We start from the raw sequence: 21,747 nt of genomic DNA, 5'->3' as shown, positions 1-21,747 counted from the left end.
GTTCGGGGTGCTCCGGATGCCGGGACCGGCTCCCGGCGGGACTCGGGGTGCTCCCGCGCGGGCAAGGGATCGCCGTAGAGCAGGGCGTTGACGGCCGCGGCGGCGACCGCCGATCCGCCGCGCGCGCTGACGTTGGACAGTTGCGGCAGCCCGGACGCGCGCAGCGCGGCCTTCGACTCGGCCGCGCCCACGTAGCCCACGGGCAGGCCGACCACCAGCGCCGGGACGACCTGCCCGGCCGCGGCCAGCCGCAGCAGCTCGAACAGCGCGGTCGGGGCGTTGCCGACGGCCCAGACCGCGCCCGTGGGGTGTTCGGCCGCGGCCAGCCGCACCGCCGCCGCCGAGCGGGTGACGCCCTCGGCCGCGGCCAGCTCCGCCGCCCGTGCCGAGCCGACCAGGCAGCGTGACGGGTAGCGGGTGATGCCCGCGCCGACCATGGTCACGTCCACGACCAGCGGCGCTCCCGCCGCCAGCGCCGCCGCCCCGGCGGCCAGCGCCGGCTCGTCCAGCACCAGATCGCCGACCCAACCTGGGTCGGCGGTGGTGTGCACGATGCGCTCGGCCACGTCCCGGCTGTGCCTGGGCAGCCCGGAGGTGTCCACGGCCGCCCGCAGGATGCGGTAGGACTCCGCCTCGATCGGATGCACCGTCCTGGCCACGTTCGTCATCGCGCCTCCCGCTCGACCAGGGTCACCGCGTCGACCGGGCACACCTCGACGCACTCGCCGCAGCCGGTGCACAGGTCGGGCCGGGCGTACAGCCGGGCCGGGCCCGTCCCGCCGATCGGCCGGATCGCGTGCGTCGGGCAGGTCAGCAGGCACGCGCCGCACCCCTGGCAGCCGTCGAAGCGCACCGGGCTCACCGCGCCATCCACGCGTACCCCCGCGGGGTGACCATGCGCCCGGCGACCGTACGGGTCGTGCTGGCCCCGACGATCACCACCGTGTTCATGTCCACCTCGGCCGGATCGATCGCGTCGAGGGTGGTCAGCGCGATCCGCTCGCCGGCCCGGGACGCGTCGCGGACCAGCCCGATCGGCGTGTCCGGCGGCCGGTGTGCGCCCAGGATCGCCAGCGCCGCCGGGAGCTGCCGGGTACGCCGCGCGCTGCGCGGGTTGTACAGGCAGACCACGAGGTCCGCATGGGCCGCCGCCTCCAGCCGCCGCTCGATCATCTCCCAGGGGGTGTGCAGATCCGACAGCGACAGGTAGACGTGGTCATGCCCCAGCGGCGCGCCCAGCAGCGACGACGCGGCCAGCGCCGCCGTCACTCCCGGCACCGCGGTCACCTCGATGTCGTCCCCGGCGAACTCCAGCGCCGGAGACGCCATCGCGTACACGCCCGCGTCGCCGGAACCGATCAGCGCCACCGCGTGCCCCTGCCGCGCCAGCTCGACCGCCGAACGGGCGCGCTCCTCCTCCGCACCGAGTCCCGAGTCGACGATCCGGGTGCCGGGTCGCAGCAGGTGCCGGACCTGGTCCACGTACTGGTCGAGGCCGACGACGATCGAGGACGCGCGCAGCCGCTCCGTCGCGCGGGGAGTGCGCAGGTCCGCCGCGCCGGGACCGAGGCCGATCACCGCGAGCCGGCCCATCGGCACCAGCCGGGCCACAGCCACGGTCGCCATCGCCGACGCCGTCTTGCCCGCCACCAGCTCCGCCCCGCGGCCCCGGGCACCGGCGGCCAGCAGCGCCGCCGCCTCGGCCACGCTCGGCGTGCCCACAGCGGCCCGGACCACCTCGGACGGGTTCGGCACGGTCACCTGCGCCAGCCGCTCCGCGGGGAACGTCACCACCGGCAGGCCACGCGCCGCAGCGTAGGCGAGCAGCCCGGCCTCGTCGGCCTTCACGTCCGCGGTCGCCACCGCGCAGACGGACTCCGCCGCCAGACCCGCGTCCGCGAGCACCCGCGCGACCAGCTCGGCGATCTCGTCGGCGGACACGCCGCGACTCGCCCCGATCCCGAGTACCAGCGACGGCGGACGCAGCACCAGCACCGACCGCTCTCCCACCGGGCGGGGTGACACGCGGTCGGTGACCAGCACGGTGTGGGCCGCGCCGGGGTGGTCGCCGAGGTTGGCGGGCAGGGCGGGCAGCGGCCATACCTGGTCGGAGCGCAGGTGCACCGGCGCGCCGTCCAGCAGTGCCCGCGACACCGGGGCGACGGCCGCCGGGTTCGCCACCGCGAAGCCGAGTGTGTCCAGGCCGGGCAGCCCGGCCGCGTCCGTTCCAGTGGTCACCACCGGTGCCGCGCCGAGCACGTCGGACACCCGCGCGGCCAGCGCGTTCGCCCCACCGGCGTGGCCGCCGAGCAGCGCCACAGCCCACCGGCCCGCCTCGTCCACGCACACCACACCGGGCTGCGTGTGCTTACCGGCCGAGTCGGTGGTGAGCAGGGGGGCGAGCAGGCGCACGGTGGCGCCGGTGGCGAGGAAGGCGACGATCGCGTCGGAGCCGGACCAGGCTTGGGTGAGCTGGTCGCGGACGCTTCCCGCGTGGACGGTGCACTCGCCCGGCCACGCGGCGGCCAGCCGCGTGGCGGCTTCGCGACCGGCGGCGGTGGCCCAGATCAGGCCGATGGTCATGGCAACTCCCCGGAGACGACGAAGACGGGATTGGTCGCGGCGAGCCGGTGACTGCCGCCGGGCAGCGGGCTCAGACGCGAGGCCTGCAGTTGCACGCCCTCCGTCCGGTAACCGGCGTCGCCCAGCACGCCCAGCACCGGGCCGACGCGTTCGAGCCCGGCCAGCGCGGTCACGATCCGGGCCGGCCGCCGCGCGACGCACGCCGCGAGCACGGGCGGGCCGCCGCCGCCGACGAAGACCGCGTCGGGCTCGGGCAGCCCGGCCAGGCAGTTCGGCGCGTCGCCCGCGACGAGGCGTACGCCGAGACCGGCCGTGTTGGCGGCGATCAGGGGCAGGGCCGCCGGGTCGCGTTCGACGGCGAGCACCGCCGCGCCGAACCGGGCGCACTCCACGGCGACCGAGCCGGACCCGGCTCCCACGTCCCAGACCAGGTCACCGAGGCGCGGGCCGAGCCGGGCGAGCACGTACGCGCGCACCTCCGCCTTGGTGATCATCGAGTCGCGGTGGGCGTAGGCGGCTTCGGGCAGCGCCCACCCGGCGGGCCCGGGGCCTGCCCCGGCGATCCAACCGGGCCGTGGATCGAGCCGCGGCCGGTCCGGGTCCAGCACGAGCACGACGTTGGGGTCGGCCCAGGTCCCCGCTGCCGCGTCCGCCGCCTCGACGGTGACCAGCCGCTCCTGCGCCGTACCCAGCCGCTCCGCGACCACCAGCGTGCGCGGCCACCCGGCCAGGGCCGCGCCCAGCTCGGCCGGGCCGCTGCCGGGCGCGGTCAGCACCGCCACCTTCGGGTACGCCCGGCAGACGTTGACCGCCCGCCGCAGCCCGCCGGCGGATGATGATCCGTTTTTGCGGACGCCCGCTGCCCCTATCGGGGCGTCCAGCGTCCACGAAAACGGATCATCGCGCAGCGCGGAGGCGGCAGCGGCGCCGTCGCGGCCATGCGCCGACACGACGAGCGCGTCGTCCCAGGGCAGGCCCGCACGGGCGAACGCGGCCGCGACGCTGGACACCGCCGGGATCACCACCGGCTCGACCCCGGCCCGGCGCAGCGCCGCGACGATGCCGAAGAACCCCGGATCGCCACTGGCCAGCACCACCGCCTCGCCGTCATGCGCCGCCACCCGCGCCACCACCGGCGCGACCGGTCCCATGACCAGGCACTCCGCGGCCACGTCCAGCCCGGACAGATGCCGCGCGCCCCCGGCGACCAGCGTCGCCCGCGCCAGCGCCGCACCGGCGGCCGCGCTCAGCCCACCGCCGTCGTGACCCACGACCGTCACCCGCCGCATGTCGCCGACCTCGGGATCTGCTCGGCGGCCGCCGGCCGGCGAACACCGCCCACCCGAGCGGCGTGCCCGGCCGAACGCCGCCCACCCGTCATCCAGCGCATGCGACCCACTCCGGCCTGGTCGCCGCCACGACCGTCTTGCCCGTGAAGTCCACCATCGCGACGTCGGCCCGCAGCGCGCCCTTGCCGAACCGCACCAGCACGTCACGCACCCGCCCGCACAGCACGTCGCCCGCCGCGCGCAGCAGCCCCGCCGCCTCCCACAGCTCGTACGCGTGCCGCGCCGTGTTCGCCCCGTCGACCTGTTCGGCCAGCTCCGCCGACCCGCCCACCGCCGTCGTGACCTGCCCCAGCAGCACGGTGTCCACCGCCGACCGGGTGTAGTGCGTCATCAGCACCCCGGCGGCGAGTTTGGTCAGCTTGCCGGCCATGCCGACGAAGACCACCCCGGTCATGCCTCGTTCCGCCGCCGTCCGCAGCGCGGCCCCGGTGAAGTCGCCGACCTCGACGAAGCACACCTCGGGCAGGCCCGGCAGCAGCGCCATCGCACCCGCCTCAGTGCGCCCGCCGGTGCACAGCACGATCGTCTGCTCGCCCTGCGCGGCGGCGACCTGCACGGCCTGCATCACGCTGGCCCGCCACGAGGCGGTGGAGAACGGCCGCACGATGCCGGTCGTGCCCAGGATCGAGATGCCGCCGAGGATGCCCAGCCGTCGGTTGGTCGTCTTGCGGGCCATGCGCTCGCCGTCCGGCACGGAGATCACGACCTCGATCCCGCGTCCCCCGGCGGCCTCCGCCACCGCCTGGGTGATCATCTGACGCGGCACCGGGTTGATCGCCGGCCCGCCCACGTCCAGCCCCAGACCCGGCCTGGTCACCGTGCCGACGCCGTCCCCGCCGCGCAGCGCCACACCCGCGCCGTCCTGCCACCGCACGGTCGCCGTCAGCCGCGCGCCGTGCGTCACGTCCGGGTCGTCACCGGCGTCCTTCACCACGACCGCGCGAGCCGCGTCACCGTCCAGCACCGACTCCGCGACGGCGAAAGTGACCCGCCGGCCCGACGGCAGCGCCACCTCGACCCACCGCGGGGAAACGCCGCCGACCAGCAACTCCGTGGCCGCCTTCGCCGCCGCGGACGCGCAGGTCCCCGTCGTCCACCCGGTCCGCAGCGCCTTCGGGCGATCCTTCGCGGTCCGTGGGAGATCGGGTTCCCGCAGCTCCGGCACATCCGTTCCCGTCACGGCAGCCACGCGGCGGATCCGGCCACGGGAGGCCGGAACGTCGGGCTCGCCCGGAGCGGGCGTCTCAGTCACGGCTTGCTCGCAGGGCGGCGCGGGCGGCCGGGTCGGCCCGGCGGAAGCCGTGAAAGTGGCCGGGGTGGTAGAGGTGGCTGCGCGTGCCGCCCGCCTCGCCGAGCGCCGGCCCGACCAGGAACAGCGTGTGCTTCCAGAGCTTGTGCTCCTTGACCGCCGTCTCCAGGGTGCCGACCGTGCAACGCACGATCAGCTCCTCCGGCCAGGTCACCCGGTAGGCCACCACCACGGGCGTTTCCGCGGCGTACCCGCCCGCCAGCAGCTCATCCGCGAGCTGCCCGGACCGGGCCGCGGACAGGAACACCGCCATCGTCGCGCCGTGCGCGGCGAACGCGCGGACGGACTCCCGCTCCGGCATCGGAGTCTTGCCGCCCTCCAGCCGGGTCAGCACCACCGACTGCGCCACCTCCGGCACGGTCAGCTCCCGCCGCACCGCCGCGGCGGCCGCCGTGAACGACGACACCCCGGGGATCACCTCGGTCGGCAGGCCCAGCTCGCGGCACGCGTCGAGCTGCTCGCCGAGCGCGCCCCACAGCGCCGGGTCGCCGGAGTGGATCCGCGCGACGACCAGGTCGCGCTCGGCGGCCTCGCGGTACAGGTCGAGCGTCTGCTCCAGGGTCAGCGCCGCCGAGTCCACGATCCGCGCCCCCGGCCGGGCATGCCCGAGCACGTCCGGGTGGACCAGGCTGGCCGCCCAGACCACCACGTCAGCGGCGGCGATCGCGGCCGCGCCACGCAGGGTGAGCAGGTCGGCCGCACCGGGCCCGGCTCCGATGAAGACGACCTTCACAGCTTTCCTCCTCGTGCGTCCCGGCGGCCCGGCACCAGCACCGCCGACAGGTACGGCGCCTCGACCGCCTCGGCCAGCGGCGCCACGCTCTGGCCCGGCAGCCCCAGCCGGGTGCCGAGCACCGCCTCGTCCAGCCGCCCGGCCTCCTTCACCGCGCTGACCACGTCCGCCAGGTGCCGGCCGCCCTTGTACGCGACCACCGTCCCGTCCTGCGCGTACGCCAGGGCGGCCGGCAGTGCCGTCGCGCCCCGGGCCAGCGGCACCAGCACCAGGGGCTCCATGCCCTCGGCGAGCGGAACCCCGGCCGCGGCGGCGAGCGCTTGCATCGCGGTGATCCCGGGTGCGGTCTGCACGGCCACCTCGGGCAGCAGCGCGCGGACGGTCGCGGCGAGATAGCCGAAGGTCGAGTACACGTTGGGGTCGCCGATGGTGGCGAACGCGGCGGTGCCGCCGGTCTCGCGCAGCCAGTCGGCGACGCGCTCACCGGCGGCGTCCCAGTGGGACTCGCGGCGGCGCGCGTCGTCGCGCTCGTTGAGGGCGAACACCAGCCGCTCGACGCGGTCGTGGCCGGCGTGCGCGCGTACCGTCGCCTCGGCGCGGCCCTGCTCGGCCAGGTCCATCACGGGCACGAACACCCGACCGGCCTCGCGCAGGAGCCGCACCGCCTGCAGCGTCACCAGTTCCGGGTCACCGGGACCGACCCCCACCCCGATCAGGCGCATGCGGCACGCACCATCCGGCGCGCGAAACCCGGGTGCCCCGCCCAGTGCAGGTGCAGGTACGACGCGTGCACCCCGCCCTGGACGAAGCCCTCCGCGGACCGGCCGCGCCACGCCCACGCGGGCGACGGCCCGGCCTGCGGGGTCACCGCGGTGCGGTGGAACTCGTGCCCGGTGACCCGGGTGCCCGGGTCGGCGAGCACGCTGCCGGACACCGCGACCGCGTCGCGGTAGCCCAGCGTGAGCCGCTCGGTCAGCACCGCCTCGGCGTCGAGCACCCCGCACATCTCGCGCCCGTCCAGCGACCTGGCCAGCCACAGCAGTCCGGCGCACTCGGCGGCGATCGGCGCGTTCGCGGCGGCGAGTGCGCGTACCGCGTCGCGCAGCGGTTTGTTGGCGGCCAGCTCGTCGCCGTACACCTCGGGAAAGCCGCCGCCCACGACCAGCCCGGCGGTGCCCCGTGGCAGCGCCTCGTCACGCAGCGGGTCGACGTGCACGACCTCGGCCCCGGCGGCGCGCAGCAGCTCGGCCTGCTCGGCATAGCCGAAGGTGAACGCGGGCCCGCCCGCGACCGCGATCACGGGCCGGTCCCCGGCTTCGGCCGACGTTCCGTCCGCTTCCAGCCCGGCCTGCCGCGCTCCGGCCGCCTCGGCCGCCGCCCGCACGGCCTCGGCCGCCGACCACGGCGTCACCGCCAGTGGCGGCGCGCTGTGCGCCACCGCCAGCACCTCACCGAGGTCCACCCCGTCCTCGACCAGCGCGCCCATGGCCCGCACCGCGTCCACCGCCGCGCCGCTGCGCTCGGCGGCGGGCACCAGCCCGAGGTGCCGGGACGGCACCGCCACCGCACCGGCGCGCCGCAGCACGCCGAGCACCGGCGTGCCGACCTCCTCGCAGGCCTCGCGCAGGATCTCCTCGTGCCGGTCCGAGCCGACCCGGTTGAGCACCACCCCGGCCAGCCGCACCGAGCCGAACGAGCGGAACCCGTGCAGCAGCGCGGCGACCGACCGGCCTTGGCCGGTCGCGTCCACCACGAACACCACCGGCGCGTCCAGCAGCCGCGCCACGTGTGCGGTCGAGCCGAAGTCGCCCTCCCCCGACCGGCCGTCGTACAGGCCCATCACGCCCTCGACGACCGCCACCTGCGCACCGGTGGCCCCGTGCGCGAACAGCGGCGCGACCAGGTCCTCGCCGACCAGCGACGGGTCCAGGTTGCGGCCGGGCCGCCCGCAGGCCAGCGAGTGGTAGGTCGGGTCGATGTAGTCCGGGCCGACCTTGAACCCGGCCGCGGTCATGCCGCGCGCCGTCAACGCCGCCAGCAGCCCCGTCGCCACGGTCGTCTTGCCATGCCCCGACGCCGCCGCGGCCACCACGATCCGAGGTGTGTTCACCATGAACTGTCCGTTCGCGACTGCGGGGCTCGCTTCGCTCGCTCCTCGCGCTTCACCATTCGATCCCCGCCTGGCCCTTGCGTCCCGCGTCCATCGGGTGCTTCACCTTGCCCATCTCGGTGACCAGGTCGGCCAGCTCCAGCAGCGGCGGCGCGGCGTACCGGCCGGTGATCACGACATGCTGGGAGCCGGGGCGGGTGCGCAGGGTCTCGACCACGTCGGCGGTGTCCACCCAGCCCCAGTGCATCGGGTAGGTGAACTCGTCGAGCACGTAGAAGCCGTACCGCTGCGCCAGCAGGTCGCGCTTGACCTGGGCCCAGCCCTCGGCCGCCTCGGCGGCGTGGTCGCGCTCGTCGCCGGGCCGGGCCAGCCACGACCAGCCCTCGCCCATCTTGTGCCAGGTCACCGGCGCACCCGTGCCGGACTCGTCGTGCGCGCCGCCCAGCGCCCGGAACGCGGCCTCCTCGCCGACCCGCCACTTGGGACTCTTGACGAACTGGAAGACCGCGATCGGCCAGCCCACGTTCCAGGCCCGCAGCGCCATGCCGAACGCCGCCGTCGACTTGCCCTTGCCGATCCCGGTGTGCACGGCCAGCACCGGGGACCTCCGGCGCTGCCGCGTGGTGAGCCCGTCGTCGGGCACGGTCTCCGGCTTGCCCTGCGGCATCAGCGGCCTCCACTCGTCTGCGTCATGCCGCCCTCCGGCGGTCCCGGCGGGCCACCCCGGCCAGCCCCTGCGCGGTCACCTCGGCCAACGGCACGTGCTCCGCGCCGAGCCGCGCCGCCAGGCGGGCGGCGAGTCCGAGCCGCACCACCCCCGACTCGCAGTCCACGACCACCGCCGACACCCCGGTCGCGGCGAGCCCGCCCGCGATGCGCATGGCCTCGCCGACCGGGTCCGCCCCGGCGGTGGCCCGGCCGTCGGTCACCAGCACCAGCAGCGCGCGCCGGTGCGGGTCGCGGAGCCGCTCGACCCGCAGCGTGTGCGCCGCCCGGCGCAGTCCCGCGGCCAGCGGGGTACGCCCGCCCGTGGGCAGCTCGCGCAGCCGCGCCGCGCCGGCCTCCACGCTGGACGTCGGCGGCAGCGCCAGCTCCGCCTCGCTGCCCCGGAAGGTGACCAGGCCGACCTTGTCACGCCGCTGGTACGCGTCGAGCAGCAGCGACAGCACCGCGCCCTTCACCGCGCCCATACGCTGCCGGGCCGCCATCGACCCGGAGGCGTCCACGCAGAACAGCACCAGGTTCGACTCGCGCCCCTGCCGCACCGGCTCGCGCAGATCGGCCGCGACCAGCCGCAGCGGGCCGCCGGGGGTCCGGCCCCGGGCGTGCTGCCGCCCGGCCGCCGCCCGCACGGTCGCCGCCAGGTGCAGCGCGGCCAGGGTGCCGCCGGGCACCCGCGCGCCGACGGTCCGACCCATCCGGGTGTACGCGGGTGAGCGCCGCCCCGCCGCACCCTCCCCCACTCCCTGCACCGCGAACAGCCGCGCCCGCCGTGGCGTCGCCGCCTCGGCGTGCTGCTGCCCCGCCGACGCGTAACGCCCCTCGTCGGCCCCGTCCCGCTGCCGGGTGTCCCCCTGCGGCACCGGCCGCGGCGGCGTGCCGCCCTCGTCCGGGGCCGCACCGCCGGGCCCGCCCGGCCGCGGGCCGTCATACGGCCCGTCGTCGTCCGGGCCACCGTCGGGCCCGTCGTCCGGACCGGAGCCGTCCGGCCCGTCACCGTCCAGGTCGGCATCACCGTCGAGATCGGCCTTCGGGGCACCCTCGCCGCCCGCCGCACGGTCCTGGTCGTCGGGAGCACCCGGGCCGTCGTGGGAGCCGTCGGCTTCAGCCGGCGGAGGTGCGCTGTTCAACGCGTCCTCCAGGGCCTGCTCGTCGAGGTCCGGGGCGTCGAACGGGTCGCGCCGGCGGCGGTGCGGCAGCGCCAGCCGGGCCGCGTCCCGCACGTCCTGCTCGGTGACCCGGCCGCGGCCGTGCCAGGCGGCCAGGGCCAGCGCGGCGCGGGCCACCACCAGGTCGGCCCGCAGCCCGTCCACCTCGAACGCGGCGCACACGTGCGCGATGCGGGTCAACTCCGCGTCGGGCAGTTCCACCGTGGGCAGCCGCCGCCGGGCGGTGTCGATACGCTCGGCCAGCTCGGCGTCCGCCTCGGCCCACCGCGCCGCGAACCCGGCCGGGTCGGCCTCGTACGCCAGCCGCCGCCGCACCACCTCGACCCGCTCCTTCGGCTCCCGCGGGGCGCGCACCTGCACCGCCAGCCCGAACCGGTCGAGCAGCTGCGGGCGCAGCTCACCCTCCTCCGGGTTCATGGTCCCCACCAGCAGGAACCGGGCGGCATGGCGCACCGAGACGCCGTCGCGCTCCACGTACGCCTCGCCCATCGCGGCGGCGTCGAGCAGCAGGTCCACCAGGTGGTCGTGGAGCAGGTTCACCTCGTCGACGTAGAGCACGCCGCGGTGCGCCCCGGCCAGCAGGCCCGGCGAGTACGCGGCCTGCCCGGCGGTCAGCGCCCGTTCCAGGTCCAGCGCGCCGACCAGCCGGTCCTCGGTCGCACCGACGGGCAGCTCGATCAGCCTGGCGCGCCGGACGATGACGTCCTGACCGGCGCTGTGCGGCCCGTCCGGGCACGCGCCGTACGGCGACGCCGGGTCGCAGCCGAACCGGCACCCGGCGACGACCTCGACCTGCGGCAGCAGCCCGGCCAGCGCCCGCACCACGGTGGACTTGGCGGTGCCCTTCTCGCCGCGCACCAGCACCCCGCCGATGGCGGGCGAGACGGCGTTGAGCAGCAGGGCGAGCCGGAGGTCGGCCAGGCCGACGACGGCTGCGAACGGATACAGCGGGGTCAAAGCCCGCTCAGGCACGAGCCCATGCGCGAGTCCTCTCCGCGGGTTTCCTCGCCCGCGAAATCCGGTGTGGTGACGCCGTGCGGCGTCGCGAGCGGCCGGAGTGTCCTGGCTCCCGGATCGACGCTTCCCCTCGGCCTTCCAACCGTGTCAACGGCCGTGGCCTGGTGCCGAAACGGCGCGCGTCGTGAGACGGAGCCGCTCGGGAGGGGTCGCTCCCCGGTGACAGTGGCGGGACCGCCCCGGACTCGCACCGGGTTCCTCCACTGCCGCTCACCGGCCATCGTGACGGACGCGGTGCGCCGCGTCAAAGCGGGTCGCCCGTACGGAGGCATGTGTCACGCCCCGGCGGGCCCGACATCAGCACGTAACAATTAACTTCGATATTGCTATGTATCGTTGTCTTCCGCTAGCTTCCAGGGAAACTCTCCGGCGATCCGGCGCCAGAAGCGCTCGGCGCCGGGTGGACCTTGGGAGGATCCTGTGCGGAATTCACTACGAACGGCGCTACGCGCCGGCGCGATCGCGCTGGCCGGCGCCATGCTCGCCCTGGGCTCGGCCGCCGTCCCGGCGCAGGCCGCGCCCTCCGGCGACGGCTCGGTCACGCCTCAGGTCGTCGGCGGGACCCGGGCCGCGCAGGGCGAGTTCCCGTGGATGGTGCGCCTGTCCATGGGCTGCGGCGGCGCGATGTACACCGCGAGCCTGGTGCTGACCGCGGCGCACTGTGTCGGCGCGACCGGCAACAACACCTCGATCACGGCCACCTGGGGCGTCGTCGACCTGCAGGACCCGACCCGGACCACCCGCACCTCGAACTACGTGTACCGCGCCCCGGGCTACAACGGCACCGGCAAGGACTGGGCGCTGATCCGCCTGTCCAGCCCGATCACCACCGCCCCGCTGCTGAAGATCGCCACGGACACGTCGCTGCACAGCGGCAACTTCGACGTGATGGGCTGGGGCGCGGCCACCGAGGGCGGCGGCCAGCAGCGTTACCTGCTCAAGGCGCAGGTCCCGTTCATCACCGACACGCAGTGCCAGAGCGCCGGCGGCGACTACTCCGGCCTGGTCTTCAATGAGGAGATCTGCGCCGGCAACTGGAGCTCCGGCGGCGTCGACACGTGCCAGGGCGACTCCGGCGGCCCGATGGTCAAGAAGAACGCCTCCAACGAGTGGATCCAGGTCGGCATCGTGAGCTGGGGCATCGGCTGCGCCCGCCCGCAGAACCCGGGTGTGTACACCGAGGTCCGCTACTTCGCGACCGACATCTACAACGCGGCGGTCTCCCTCGGCGGGGCCCCTGGCGGCGTCTCCGTCACCGGCCCCGGCAACCAGTCCACCGTCGTCGGCACCGCCGTCACCCTGAACAGCACCGCCTCCGGCGGCACCTCGCCGTACAGCTGGTCGGCCAGCGGCCTGCCGGCCGGCACCTCGATCAGCGCCTCGACCGGCCAGATCACCGGCACGCCGACCACCGCGGGCACCTACACCGTGACCGTCACCGCGACCGACAGCGCGAGCAAGACCGGCACGGCCTCGTTCACCTGGACGGTCAACCCGGTCGGCAGCTGCGCCGCGGCCACCAACGGCACCGACGTGAGCATCCCGGACAACAACACCACCGGGGTGTACAGCAACATCACGATCTCCGGCTGCACGGGCAACGCCGGCTCGTCGTCCAAGGTAGAGGTGCACATCGTGCACACGTACAAGGGTGACCTGATCGTGGACCTCGTCGCGCCGGACGGCTCGGTGTACAACCTGCACAACCGGTCGGGCGGCAGCACCGACAACATCGACACCATCTACACGGTGAACCTGTCCTCCGAGGTCAAGAACGGCACCTGGCGCCTGCGCGCCCGCGACGCCGCCTCGATCGACACCGGCTACATCAACTCCTGGACGCTCACCCTCTGAATCCGTCGCACCATCCCGGGCCCGGCTCCGCGACCAGCGGAGCCGGGCCTGCTCCCGACCCGCCTCCACCGACCCCCTCGGAGGTAACCCGTGCGCAGACTCGCGCTCGTCCTCACCACCCTGGCCACCGGCCTCGCCCTCACCGTGCCCGGCCCGGCCGGCGGCGCGCCCGCCGACGACTTCACCCTCGCCAGCTCCCAGCAGTACCTGGTCACCGGCCCGCAGACGTTCGCCGACCGCGACGCGGTCGCCCGCACCGGAGCGGCGATCGACCTGATCGAGCACGGCAAGATCTACATCACCGCGAACACGACCGAGGCCGACCGCATCCGCCGCCTGGGCTTCGGCCTGGAGCTGCTGCCCCCGCCGTCCTCACGGGTCACCGGGCCGAACGCGGTCCCGCTCGACTTCCCGTCGGCCGACGGCGGCTTCCACAACTACGCCGAGATGAACACCGAGATCAACCAGATCGTCGCGGACCACCCGGCACTGGTCCGCAAGTCCGTCATCGGCACCTCGTACGAGGGCCGCCAGATCGTCGCGCTGAAGATCTCCGACAACGTCGCCACCGACGAGAACGAGCCCGAGATCCTGTTCAACGCTCACCTGCACGCCCGTGAGCACCTCACCGTCGAGATGGCGCTCTACCTGGCCAACCTGTTCACCGACGCGTACACCACCGACAGCCGGGTCAAGGCCGTGGTCGACTCGCGTGAGATCTGGATCGTGCCGGACCTCAACCCCGACGGCGGCGAGTACGACATCGCCACCGGCTCCTACCGGTCCTGGCGCAAGAACCGCCAGCCGAACTCGGGCAGCTCGGCGGTCGGCACCGACATCAACCGCAACTTCGGCTACAAGTGGGGCTGCTGCGGCGGCTCCTCGGGCAGCCCGTCGTCGGAGACCTACCGCGGCCCGTCGGCGTTCTCCACCCCGGAGGCGTCGGTGCTGCGCGACTTCGTGCTGTCCCGCCGGATCGGCGGCGTGCAGCAGATCAAGGCCAACATCGACTTCCACACGTACGGCGAGCTGATCCTGTGGCCGTTCGGCTACACCACCGCCGACACCGTGAACCCGGGCATGACCACCGACGAGCGCAACACGTTCGCCACCATCGGCCAGCAGATGGCGGCGACCAACTCCTACACTCCCGAGCAGGGCAGCGACCTGTACGTCACCGACGGCGACATCACCGACTGGCTCTGGGGCGACCAGCGCATCTGGACGTACACCTTCGAGATGTATCCGAAGTCGTCCAGCCCCGGCTTCTACCCGCCGGACGAGGTCATCGCGGCGCAGACCTCCCGCAACAAGAGCGCCGTGCTGCTGCTGTCCGAGTACGCCGACTGCCCGTACCGGGCCATCAACAAGCAGGCCCAGTACTGCACCGCGGCGAACGACTTCTCGATCGCGGCCTCGCCCGCCTTCGGCTCGGTCAACCCGGGCGGCTCGCTGACCTCGACCATCAGCACCGCGGTCACCAACGGCGTCGCGCAGACCGTGAACCTGACCGCGAGCGGCCTGCCCGCGGGCGCGACCGCCACGTTCAGCCCCGCCTCGGTCACCGCCGGCGGATCGTCGACGCTGACGATCGCCACCAGCGCGTCGACCCCGGCGGGCAGCTACGCGGTCACGGTCATCGGCACGGGCAGCGGGGCCACCCGGACCGTCAGCTACACCCTGACCGTGAACGGCGCGCCCGGCTGCACCGGCACCAATCCGAACGACGTGACCATCGTCGACGTGGCCACGGTGTACAGCGACATCACCATCGCGGGCTGCAACCGCAACGCGTCGTCGACGTCGACGGCCGAGGTGCACATCGTGCACACGTACAAGGGCGACCTGGTGGTGTCGCTGCTCGCGCCGGACGGCAGCGCGTACACGCTGCACAACCGGTCGGGCGGCAGCACCGACAACATCGACACCACCTACACCGTGAACCTGTCCACCGAGGCCGCCAACGGCACCTGGCGGCTGCGGGTGCAGGACGCGGCCTCCGGTGACGTCGGCTACGTCAACAGCTGGACGCTGACCCTCTAAAGGACCCCCGGTGGCGCCCGCAACGGCGCGGGCGCCACCGGTAATTCGCTTGCCGCCCCTGTTAGACAGGGACCGTGACGAATGAGCTGCTGATCCGTGAGATGACCATCGAGGACGTGCCGGAGCAGGCGCGCATCCGCTACGCCGCCTTCCCGTGGTTCATCTCCAGCGTGGCGCAGCAGGAGGTGTGGTGGCGCACCAGCCGCCCCGAGGCCCGGCTGCTGCGGCTGCTGGCCGCGCGCGACGGGCAGGTCGTGGGCTGCGCCGTCGGCGGGTTCAACATCTCCACCGCCGAGCCGGGCGCGAGCTACCTGCAGGTCGAGGTGCATCCCGATCATCGCGGCCGGGGCGTGGGCACCGCGCTGCACGAGCGGCTGGAGCAGCACCTGCGCGCCATCGGCGCCCGCCGGGTGCGCACCTTCGCCACCGACGACCCCGCCGACCAGCACTGGGCCGAGGCGCGCGGTTACACGCGCGGCGCCCACGACCGTTACGCCCGGCTGGACACCGCCCACCTGCCGCCCGTGCCGCCGATGCCTTCCGGCGTGACGGCGGTCAGCCTCCGCGAGGCCGGCCCGCAGGCGGTGTACGACCTGGACCAGGCCGCGTCCATCGACGAACCCGGCGACATGTCCTTCGACGGCGTCCCTTACGACACCTGGCTGGCCCGCTACTGGAACAGCCCCGACCAGCAGCTCGACGTCGGCACCGTGGTGCTCGTCGACGGCGTGCCCGCCAGCGTGACGTTCCTGGAGGCCAACCTCGAACTCGGCAAGGGCATCTCCGCCGGCACCTGCACGCTGCGCGAGTACCGCGGCCGGGGCCTGGCGAAGATCGCCAAGGCGGTCGCCCTGCACCGGGCCGCGCAGGCGGGCATCCACACCGCGATCACCTGCAACGACTACACCAACGCGCCGATGATCGCGGTCAACGACTGGCTCGGCTACCGACCCTTCGCCAGCGAGCACTCGTACCTCAAGCAGCTCGCCGGCTGACGGCCGGCGCTACCGGCCGTCGCCGCGCAGTTTCGCGAGGATCGCCTCGACCATCAGCACGAACGTGTACCCGTTCGCCATCAGGCCGAAGTTCACCCGCGCCCCGCGCGGCTTGCACTGCGGGTCCAACAGCGACAGGTAACTCTGGTCGACGTGGTCGATCTCGACGCCGCCGATGTCCGACCAGGGCGTCAGAAAGCCCTGGAAGGCCACGCCGTCGTCGGTGATCGTCAGATCGCCGAAGGTGACCGGGTTGCCCTTGTCGAAGTACGCCATCGCCTTGGGCAGCTGCGCCTGCGCGACGCGTTTGGTGAGCAGCGGGCCGAACCGCGTCATGTCGACGTGCACCTGCCAGATCTCCATCCGGCGGCCGTCGACCATGGCGATCCGGATGCCGTAGGGCGTCCTGCGGCTGATCTCCGCGGTGAAGACGGCCAGGTTGGCGAACAGCGCCTGCACCTCGTCCCAGCGGTACGCCTGCGTGCCGCTGCGGCGAGCCCACACCCAACCGTGCTCGAACACGTGCACCCGGAACTGCCGGGCTCGCTTCGACACGGCCGGGCTGCGCAGCAGCACCCACAGGAAGCCCAGCAGGCACGGCGTGGCGAGGGACCAGAGGATGATGGCGGCGATCCAGACCGCCGGGTCACCGATGATCGCGCCCCAGGTAGCGCCACCGGCCAGCACCCCGAACAGCACCGCGAACATGCCCGAGGAGAGCAGCAGCGGCTTGGGGGTGACCGCCGGGTAGCTCTCGCGGTGCTCGCCGAGGTTGCGCATCGAGGCCGCCACGGTGACGTCCGGGGCGAGCCCGAGCGCGGATTCCACCAGCAGTGTCATGTCAGCCCGCCCGCATCCACGCCGCCGCGGCCTCGATCTGCGCCTGATCCTTCTTGTTCTCCCGCGAGCCCGCCACCAGGAATCCGCCCGCGGCCAGCACGAACAACCCGCCGAACCCGCCCAGGACGACGAGCAGGACCGGGCGGCGAGCCTCCTGCTCGGCCTTGACCTCGTCGTAGGTGTGATAGGTCTTACGGCCGTCCTTGGCGACCTCAAGGCACACGTCACCCGGCCGCATCGCCTTGCCGTCACAGCTCACCTCGCCACCGGAGCTGAACGCGGCGGCGACGAAGAAGACCACGCCGATCACGGCCAGCACGGACGTGCCGACGACGACACCAGTCTTGGGCTTTGCCACGTTCTTGTGCCCCTTCCGGGCTGTCGGACTTCTCGCGGGCTGTCGGACTACTCGCGGACGGCGTGCTACACCTGCGCGGCGCGCAGCTTGCCGAGGATGGTGTCCATCATCAGCAGGAACGTGTACCCGTTGGGGATCTTGCCGAGCAGCGTCTGCGGCGAGATCCGCTTGCCCGCCCGGTCGGCGATGCTGACGTGGCCGGCGTCCAGCCGCACCCCGCCGATCTCCGACCAGGTCAGCAGCTTGCCGCGCCTGGTCTGCACACCGTCGTCGGTGATCGTGAAGTCACCGAAGGCCACCGGGTTGCCCTCGTCGAAGAACGACATCGCCTTCGGCAGCTGCGCCCTGGCGACCTCGGCCGACAGCAGCGGACCGAACCGTGCCATGTCCGTGTGGACCTCGCGCAACCGCGTCCGGCGGCCGTCGGTGCAGACGATGCGGTAGTCGTACGTCGTGGTGACGATGCCGGTGTTGTTGACGACGGTGATGGCCGCGTGCAGCGTCTGCACGTCGTCCCAGCGGTACACCTCGGTGCCCTTGCGGCGCACCCACACGAAGCCGCGCTCGAACACGTGCACCTGGAACCGCCGCGCCTGCTGGGACACGGCCGGGCTGCGCAGCAGCGCCCACAGGAAACCGCCGATCGACGGCAGCGCGATCGCCCACATGATGATCGCGGGAGTCGCGCCGACCTGGTTCTCGCCGGGCGCGGCGCCGGCCGTCACCACGGTCATGATGACGGCCAGCGCCCCGAAGATGACCGCGAGCGTGCCGAGGGCGAACAGGATCACCTTGACCGTCTTGGCCGGGTAGCTCTCCCGGTGCGCGCCCAGGTCGCGGGCGGCGGCCGCCGCGGCGACGTCGGCCGGCACCGCGGCCGGGGTGTCGGTGTGCGCCGTCAGGCCGGGTGTCGTCACGTCGGATCTCCCGTTCAGCGAAGTGTCGCAGCCACGGTAGTGATCCACCGGATCGTCGTGAATCACCCGATCACCCGACGGCTCGCCGCTGCCCGGTCAGCCTTCGAGGCTGCCCTCCGCGTCCAGATAGGCCTGACGGAGCGCGTCCAGCGTGGCCGGGTCCGGTTCGGCCCACAGGCCGCGGTCGGCGGCCTCGATGAGGCGCTCGCTGATGCCGCGCAGCGCCCACGGGTTGGACCGCTCCAGGAACTCGCGGACCTCCGGGTCGAAGACGTACGCCGCCGCCAGCTTCTCGTACATCCAGTCGTCGACGACCCCGGCCGTGGCGTCGTAGCCGAACAGGTAGTCCACGGTCGCGGCCAGCTCGAACGCGCCTTTGTAGCCGTGCCGGCGCATCGCGGCGATCCAGCGCGGGTTGACCACCCGGGCCCGGAAGACGCGCTTGGTCTCCTCGCCCAGGGTGCGCGTCTTCACACTGTCGGGCAGGTGCGAGTCGCCGATCACCGCGGTCGGCGAGGCCCCGGTCAGCGAGCGCACCATCGCGATCATGCCGCCGTGGTACTGGAAGTAGTCGTCGGAGTCGACGATGTCGTGCTCACGGGTGTCGACGTTCTTCGCGGCGACGCTGACCCGGCGGTAGACCCGTTCCAGGTCCTCGCGGGCGGCCCGGCCGTCCAGGTCCCGGCCGTAGGCGTAGCCGCCCCAGACCGCGTACACCTCGGCCAGGTCCTTGTCGTCGCGCCAGTTCCGGGCGTCGATGAGCGGGAGCAGGCCGGCCCCGTACGCCCCCGGCTTGGAGCCGAAGATGCGGGTGGTGGCCCGCCGCCGGTCGCCGTGCTCGGCCTCGTCGGCGCGGGCGTGCGCGCGCACGAAGTTGTCCTCGTCGGCCTCGTCCAGGTCGGCCACCGCCCGCACCGCGTCGTCGATCAGCGCGACGGCGTGCGGGAACGCGTCCCGGAAGAAGCCCGAGATGCGCACCGTCACGTCCACCCGCGGCCGGCCCAGCTCGGACAGCGGCACCACCGCGAACCCGGTCACCCGCCGCGACGCGTCGTCCCAGGTCGGCCGGCAGCCCAGCAGGGCCAGCACTTCGGCGATGTCGTCACCCTGGGTGCGCATCGCCGACGTGCCCCACACCGTCAGCCCGACCGTGCGCGGCCACTCACCGGTGTCCTGCCGGTGCCGGGCCAGCAGCGAGTCCGCCAGTGCCACCCCGACGTCCCACGCGTTGCGCGACGGGATCGCCTTCGGATCGACGGAGTAGAAGTTGCGCCCGGTCGGCAGCACGTTGACCAGGCCGCGGGTCGGCGAGCCGGACGGCCCCGCCGCGACATAACGCCCGTCGAGCGCCTTCAGCACCGCGGTCACCTCGTCCACGGTCGCGTCCAGCCGCGGCACCACCTCGGTCGCGGCGAAGTGCAGCACTGCCTCCACGGCGTCGTCCGGACCGCCCAGCACCTCGGCGACGACCGCCGGGACCTTCGACGGCTCCCAGCCCAGCGTATCGTTGCCGATCACCAGCCGCCGGGCCACGCCCTCGATCAGGTCGACGGCGTCCGCGCCGGTGCGGGCCGGGCCGTCGGCGACGTCGGTCAGGTCCGCGGGCACGGCCGCCACGGCTCCCGGCTCGGCCAGCAGGGCGCGCTCGTCCAGCCCGTACCGGCGGCACAGCGCCGCCCGCAGGCCCGGCAGCGCCCCGCGCACGCCGCCCCACACCTGGTCGGCGCGCAGCACCGCGAGCACCAGGTTGATCCGCGCCTCGCCCTCCGGCGCGCCGCCAAGGATGTGCAGGCCGTCGCGGATCTGCGAGTCCTTGACCTCGCACAGGTAGCCGTCGACGTGCAGGATGAAGTCGTCGAAGTCGTCCTCGCCCGGCATGTCGGCCTGGTGCAGGTCGTGGTGGAGCTGGGCGGCCTGGATCAGGGTCCAGATCTGGGCGCGCACGGCGGGCAGTTTCGTCGGGTCGAGGGCCTGCACGGTGGCGTACTCGTCGAGCAGCTGCTCCAGCTTCGCCATCTCGCCGTACGTCTCGGCACGCGCCATCGGCGGCACCAGGTGGTCCACGATCACCGCGTGCCCCCGCCGCTTGGCCTGGGTGCCCTCGCCCGGGTCGTTGACGATGAACGGGTACACCAGCGGAATGTCCCCGAGCACCGCGTCCGGCGCGCACTCGCGGGACAGGCCCAGCCCCTTGCCCGGCAGCCACTCCAGGGTGCCGTGCTTGCCCAGGTGCACCACCGCGTCCGCGCCGAACTCCTCGTCCAGCCAGCGGTACGCGGCCAGGTAGTGGTGGCTCGGCGCGAGGTCCGGGTCGTGGTAGATGGCGACCGGGTTCTCCCCGAAGCCGCGCGGCGGCTGGATCATCAGCAGCACGTTGCCGAAGCGCAGCGCCGCCAGCACGATCTCGCCCCGGTCCACGTACAGCTCGCCCGGCGGCTCGCCCCACGCCGCCACGATGCCGTCGCGCAGGCTCGCGGGCAGCGCCTGCAGCCAGCGGGTGTGCTCGCGCAGCGGCACCCGGGCCGGGGCCGCCGCGAGCTGCTCCTCGGTCAGCCACTCCACATCGTGGCCACCCGCCGCGATCAGCGTGTGGATCAGCGCGTCCCCGTCCTCCGGGAAGCCCTCACCGAGGTCGTACCCCGCCTCGCGCAGCGCCCGCAGCAGCACCACCGCGCTGGCCGGGGTGTCCAGGCCGACCGCGTTGCCGACCCGCGAGTGCCGGGTCGGGTAGCTGGACAGCACGATCGCGAGCTTCTTGCGCTCGTTCGGCACGTGCCGCAGCCGGGCCTGGCGCACCGCGATGCCCGCGACCCGGGCCGCCCGCTCCGGGTCGGCCGCGTAAACGCCGATGCCGTCCGGGCCGGGCTCCTTGAACGAGAACGGCACCGTGATCAGGCGGCCGTCGAACTCCGGGATCGCCACCTGCATCGCCGCGTCCATCGGGCTCAGCGCCGCGTCCGAGTCCTGCCACACCGCCCGCGGCGAGGTCAGGCACAGCGCCTGCAGCACCGGCACGTCCAGCTCGGACAGTGCCGCCACCGACCAGGCCTCGTCGTCCCCGCCGCCGCTCGCGTCCGCCGGGGTGGTGCCGCCCGCCGCCAGCACCGTCACGATCAGCGCGTCGCAGCCCCGCAGCAGGTCACGCAGCCCGTCCGACACCCCGCGCAGCGAGCCGCAGTACACCGGCAGCGCGTTCGCGCCGGCGTCGTGCAGCGCCCCGGCGAGGGTGTCCACGAACGCCGTGTTCCCGGCCAGCTCGTGCGCCCGGTAGTAGACGATCCCGACGGTCGGCCGGCCGGCCTCGTGCGCCGGGCCGGGGCGCACGCCGTGCTCCGGCGTGGCCCGCGGGGCGTCGAAGCCCTCGCCGGTCATCAGCAGCGTGTCCGACAGGAAGCGGTGCAGCTCGCGCAGGTTGTCCGCACCGCCCTCGACCAGGTACGCCAGCGCCTCCCCGGCCACCCCGGCGGGCACGGTCGACTCGGCCTGCAGCGCGGCGTCGGGCAGCGCCTCCCCGCCCAGCACCACCACCGGCAGCCCGCCGGCGAGCACCGCGTCGAGCCCCGCCGGCCAGGTGCGGCGGCCGCCGAGCAGGCGTACCACCACGAAGCCGACGCCCCGCAGCAGCTCAGGGACGTCACCGGCGTCGAGCCGGGCCGGGTTGCCGATGCGCCAGGGCGCGCCCGACGCCCGGGCGGCGAGCAGCTCGGTGTCCGCAGTGGACAGCAACAAACCCAGGACAGCCGTCATGGC

The 21,747-nt window shown here is 74.1% G+C and carries 16 protein-coding genes, 1 pseudogene and 1 riboswitch; of the genes and pseudogenes, 3 read left to right on the top strand and 14 right to left on the bottom strand.

The window, feature by feature from the left end:
• Positions 1 to 74: 74 nt before the first annotated feature.
• The 10 genes and pseudogenes from AB0B66_RS04385 to AB0B66_RS04340 all read right to left on the bottom strand — a co-directional run.
• Positions 75 to 659, bottom strand: a pseudogene (locus tag AB0B66_RS04385) (precorrin-8X methylmutase); the annotation flags it as partial.
• 5 nt (positions 660 to 664) lie between these two features.
• On the bottom strand, positions 665 to 874 hold the full coding sequence (locus AB0B66_RS04380; protein ID WP_360522698.1) for a 4Fe-4S binding protein: 210 nt from the start codon (positions 872 to 874) through the stop codon (positions 665 to 667).
• Complete coding sequence (cobJ, locus tag AB0B66_RS04375; protein ID WP_360522695.1) at positions 859 to 2,583, bottom strand: precorrin-3B C(17)-methyltransferase; 1,725 nt, start codon at positions 2,581 to 2,583, stop codon at positions 859 to 861. Before cobJ ends, AB0B66_RS04380 begins: the two co-directional genes overlap by 16 nt.
• Positions 2,580 to 3,872, bottom strand: a complete 1,293-nt coding sequence (cbiE, locus tag AB0B66_RS04370) for a precorrin-6y C5,15-methyltransferase (decarboxylating) subunit CbiE (protein WP_360522692.1) — start codon at positions 3,870 to 3,872, stop codon at positions 2,580 to 2,582. Before cbiE ends, cobJ begins: the two co-directional genes overlap by 4 nt.
• An 88-nt stretch (positions 3,873 to 3,960) precedes the next feature.
• On the bottom strand, positions 3,961 to 5,112 hold the full coding sequence (locus tag AB0B66_RS04365) for a cobalt-precorrin-5B (C(1))-methyltransferase (RefSeq protein ID WP_360522689.1): 1,152 nt from the start codon (positions 5,110 to 5,112) through the stop codon (positions 3,961 to 3,963).
• Positions 5,113 to 5,176: 64 nt separating this feature from the next.
• Complete coding sequence (gene cobM / locus AB0B66_RS04360; RefSeq protein ID WP_360522686.1) at positions 5,177 to 5,974, bottom strand: precorrin-4 C(11)-methyltransferase; 798 nt, start codon at positions 5,972 to 5,974, stop codon at positions 5,177 to 5,179.
• Positions 5,971 to 6,696, bottom strand: a complete 726-nt coding sequence (cobI, locus tag AB0B66_RS04355) for a precorrin-2 C(20)-methyltransferase (RefSeq protein WP_360522683.1) — start codon at positions 6,694 to 6,696, stop codon at positions 5,971 to 5,973. Before cobI ends, cobM begins: the two co-directional genes overlap by 4 nt.
• Entirely contained in the window at positions 6,687 to 8,087 is a 1,401-nt protein-coding gene (locus tag AB0B66_RS04350) for a cobyrinate a,c-diamide synthase (protein WP_360522680.1), read from the bottom strand. Before AB0B66_RS04350 ends, cobI begins: the two co-directional genes overlap by 10 nt.
• Before the next feature lie 49 nt (positions 8,088 to 8,136).
• Positions 8,137 to 8,751, bottom strand: coding sequence for a cob(I)yrinic acid a,c-diamide adenosyltransferase (gene cobO / locus AB0B66_RS04345; protein WP_360522677.1), 615 nt, complete (start codon positions 8,749 to 8,751; stop codon positions 8,137 to 8,139).
• A 22-nt stretch (positions 8,752 to 8,773) separates the two neighbouring features.
• On the bottom strand, positions 8,774 to 10,945 hold the full coding sequence (locus tag AB0B66_RS04340) for a putative cobaltochelatase (protein ID WP_360522674.1): 2,172 nt from the start codon (positions 10,943 to 10,945) through the stop codon (positions 8,774 to 8,776).
• A gap of 83 nt (positions 10,946 to 11,028) precedes the next feature.
• A riboswitch (cobalamin riboswitch) is annotated at positions 11,029 to 11,191 on the bottom strand.
• Positions 11,192 to 11,410: 219 nt separating this feature from the next.
• Here AB0B66_RS04340 and AB0B66_RS04335 point away from each other — a divergent pair.
• The 3 genes from AB0B66_RS04335 (at position 11,411) to AB0B66_RS04325 (ending at position 15,882) form a co-directional block, all read left to right on the top strand.
• A complete protein-coding gene (locus AB0B66_RS04335; RefSeq protein ID WP_360522671.1) occupies positions 11,411 to 12,844 on the top strand; it encodes a trypsin-like serine protease in 1,434 nt (477 codons plus the stop codon).
• Positions 12,845 to 12,934: 90 nt separating this feature from the next.
• On the top strand, positions 12,935 to 14,887 hold the full coding sequence (locus AB0B66_RS04330) for a M14 family zinc carboxypeptidase (protein WP_360522668.1): 1,953 nt from the start codon (positions 12,935 to 12,937) through the stop codon (positions 14,885 to 14,887).
• Between the two features lie 74 nt (positions 14,888 to 14,961).
• Positions 14,962 to 15,882, top strand: a complete 921-nt coding sequence (locus AB0B66_RS04325) for a GNAT family N-acetyltransferase (protein ID WP_360522665.1) — start codon at positions 14,962 to 14,964, stop codon at positions 15,880 to 15,882.
• 9 nt (positions 15,883 to 15,891) lie between these two features.
• Here the strand turns inward: AB0B66_RS04325 and AB0B66_RS04320 are convergent, their stop codons facing one another.
• The 4 genes from AB0B66_RS04320 to cobN all read right to left on the bottom strand — a co-directional run bounded on the left by AB0B66_RS04320 (position 15,892) and on the right by cobN (position 21,744).
• Positions 15,892 to 16,722, bottom strand: coding sequence for a DUF6585 family protein (locus AB0B66_RS04320; protein WP_360522662.1), 831 nt, complete (start codon positions 16,720 to 16,722; stop codon positions 15,892 to 15,894).
• A 1-nt stretch (position 16,723) separates the two neighbouring features.
• Complete coding sequence (locus AB0B66_RS04315; protein ID WP_360522659.1) at positions 16,724 to 17,080, bottom strand: hypothetical protein; 357 nt, start codon at positions 17,078 to 17,080, stop codon at positions 16,724 to 16,726.
• Positions 17,081 to 17,145: 65 nt separating this feature from the next.
• Positions 17,146 to 17,997 carry a DUF6585 family protein gene (locus AB0B66_RS04310; protein ID WP_360522656.1) on the bottom strand — a complete coding sequence of 284 codons (852 nt, stop codon included), beginning with the start codon at positions 17,995 to 17,997 and terminating at the stop codon, positions 17,146 to 17,148.
• Between the two features lie 96 nt (positions 17,998 to 18,093).
• Positions 18,094 to 21,744 carry a cobaltochelatase subunit CobN gene (gene cobN / locus AB0B66_RS04305; RefSeq protein ID WP_360522653.1) on the bottom strand — a complete coding sequence of 1,217 codons (3,651 nt, stop codon included), beginning with the start codon at positions 21,742 to 21,744 and terminating at the stop codon, positions 18,094 to 18,096.
• Positions 21,745 to 21,747: the final 3 nt, after the last annotated feature.

It is taken from the genome of Catellatospora sp. NPDC049111, from assembly GCF_040648615.1.
GTDB lineage: Bacteria > Actinomycetota > Actinomycetes > Mycobacteriales > Micromonosporaceae > Catellatospora > Catellatospora aurea.
This window is presented reverse-complemented; position numbering and strand designations above follow the sequence as displayed.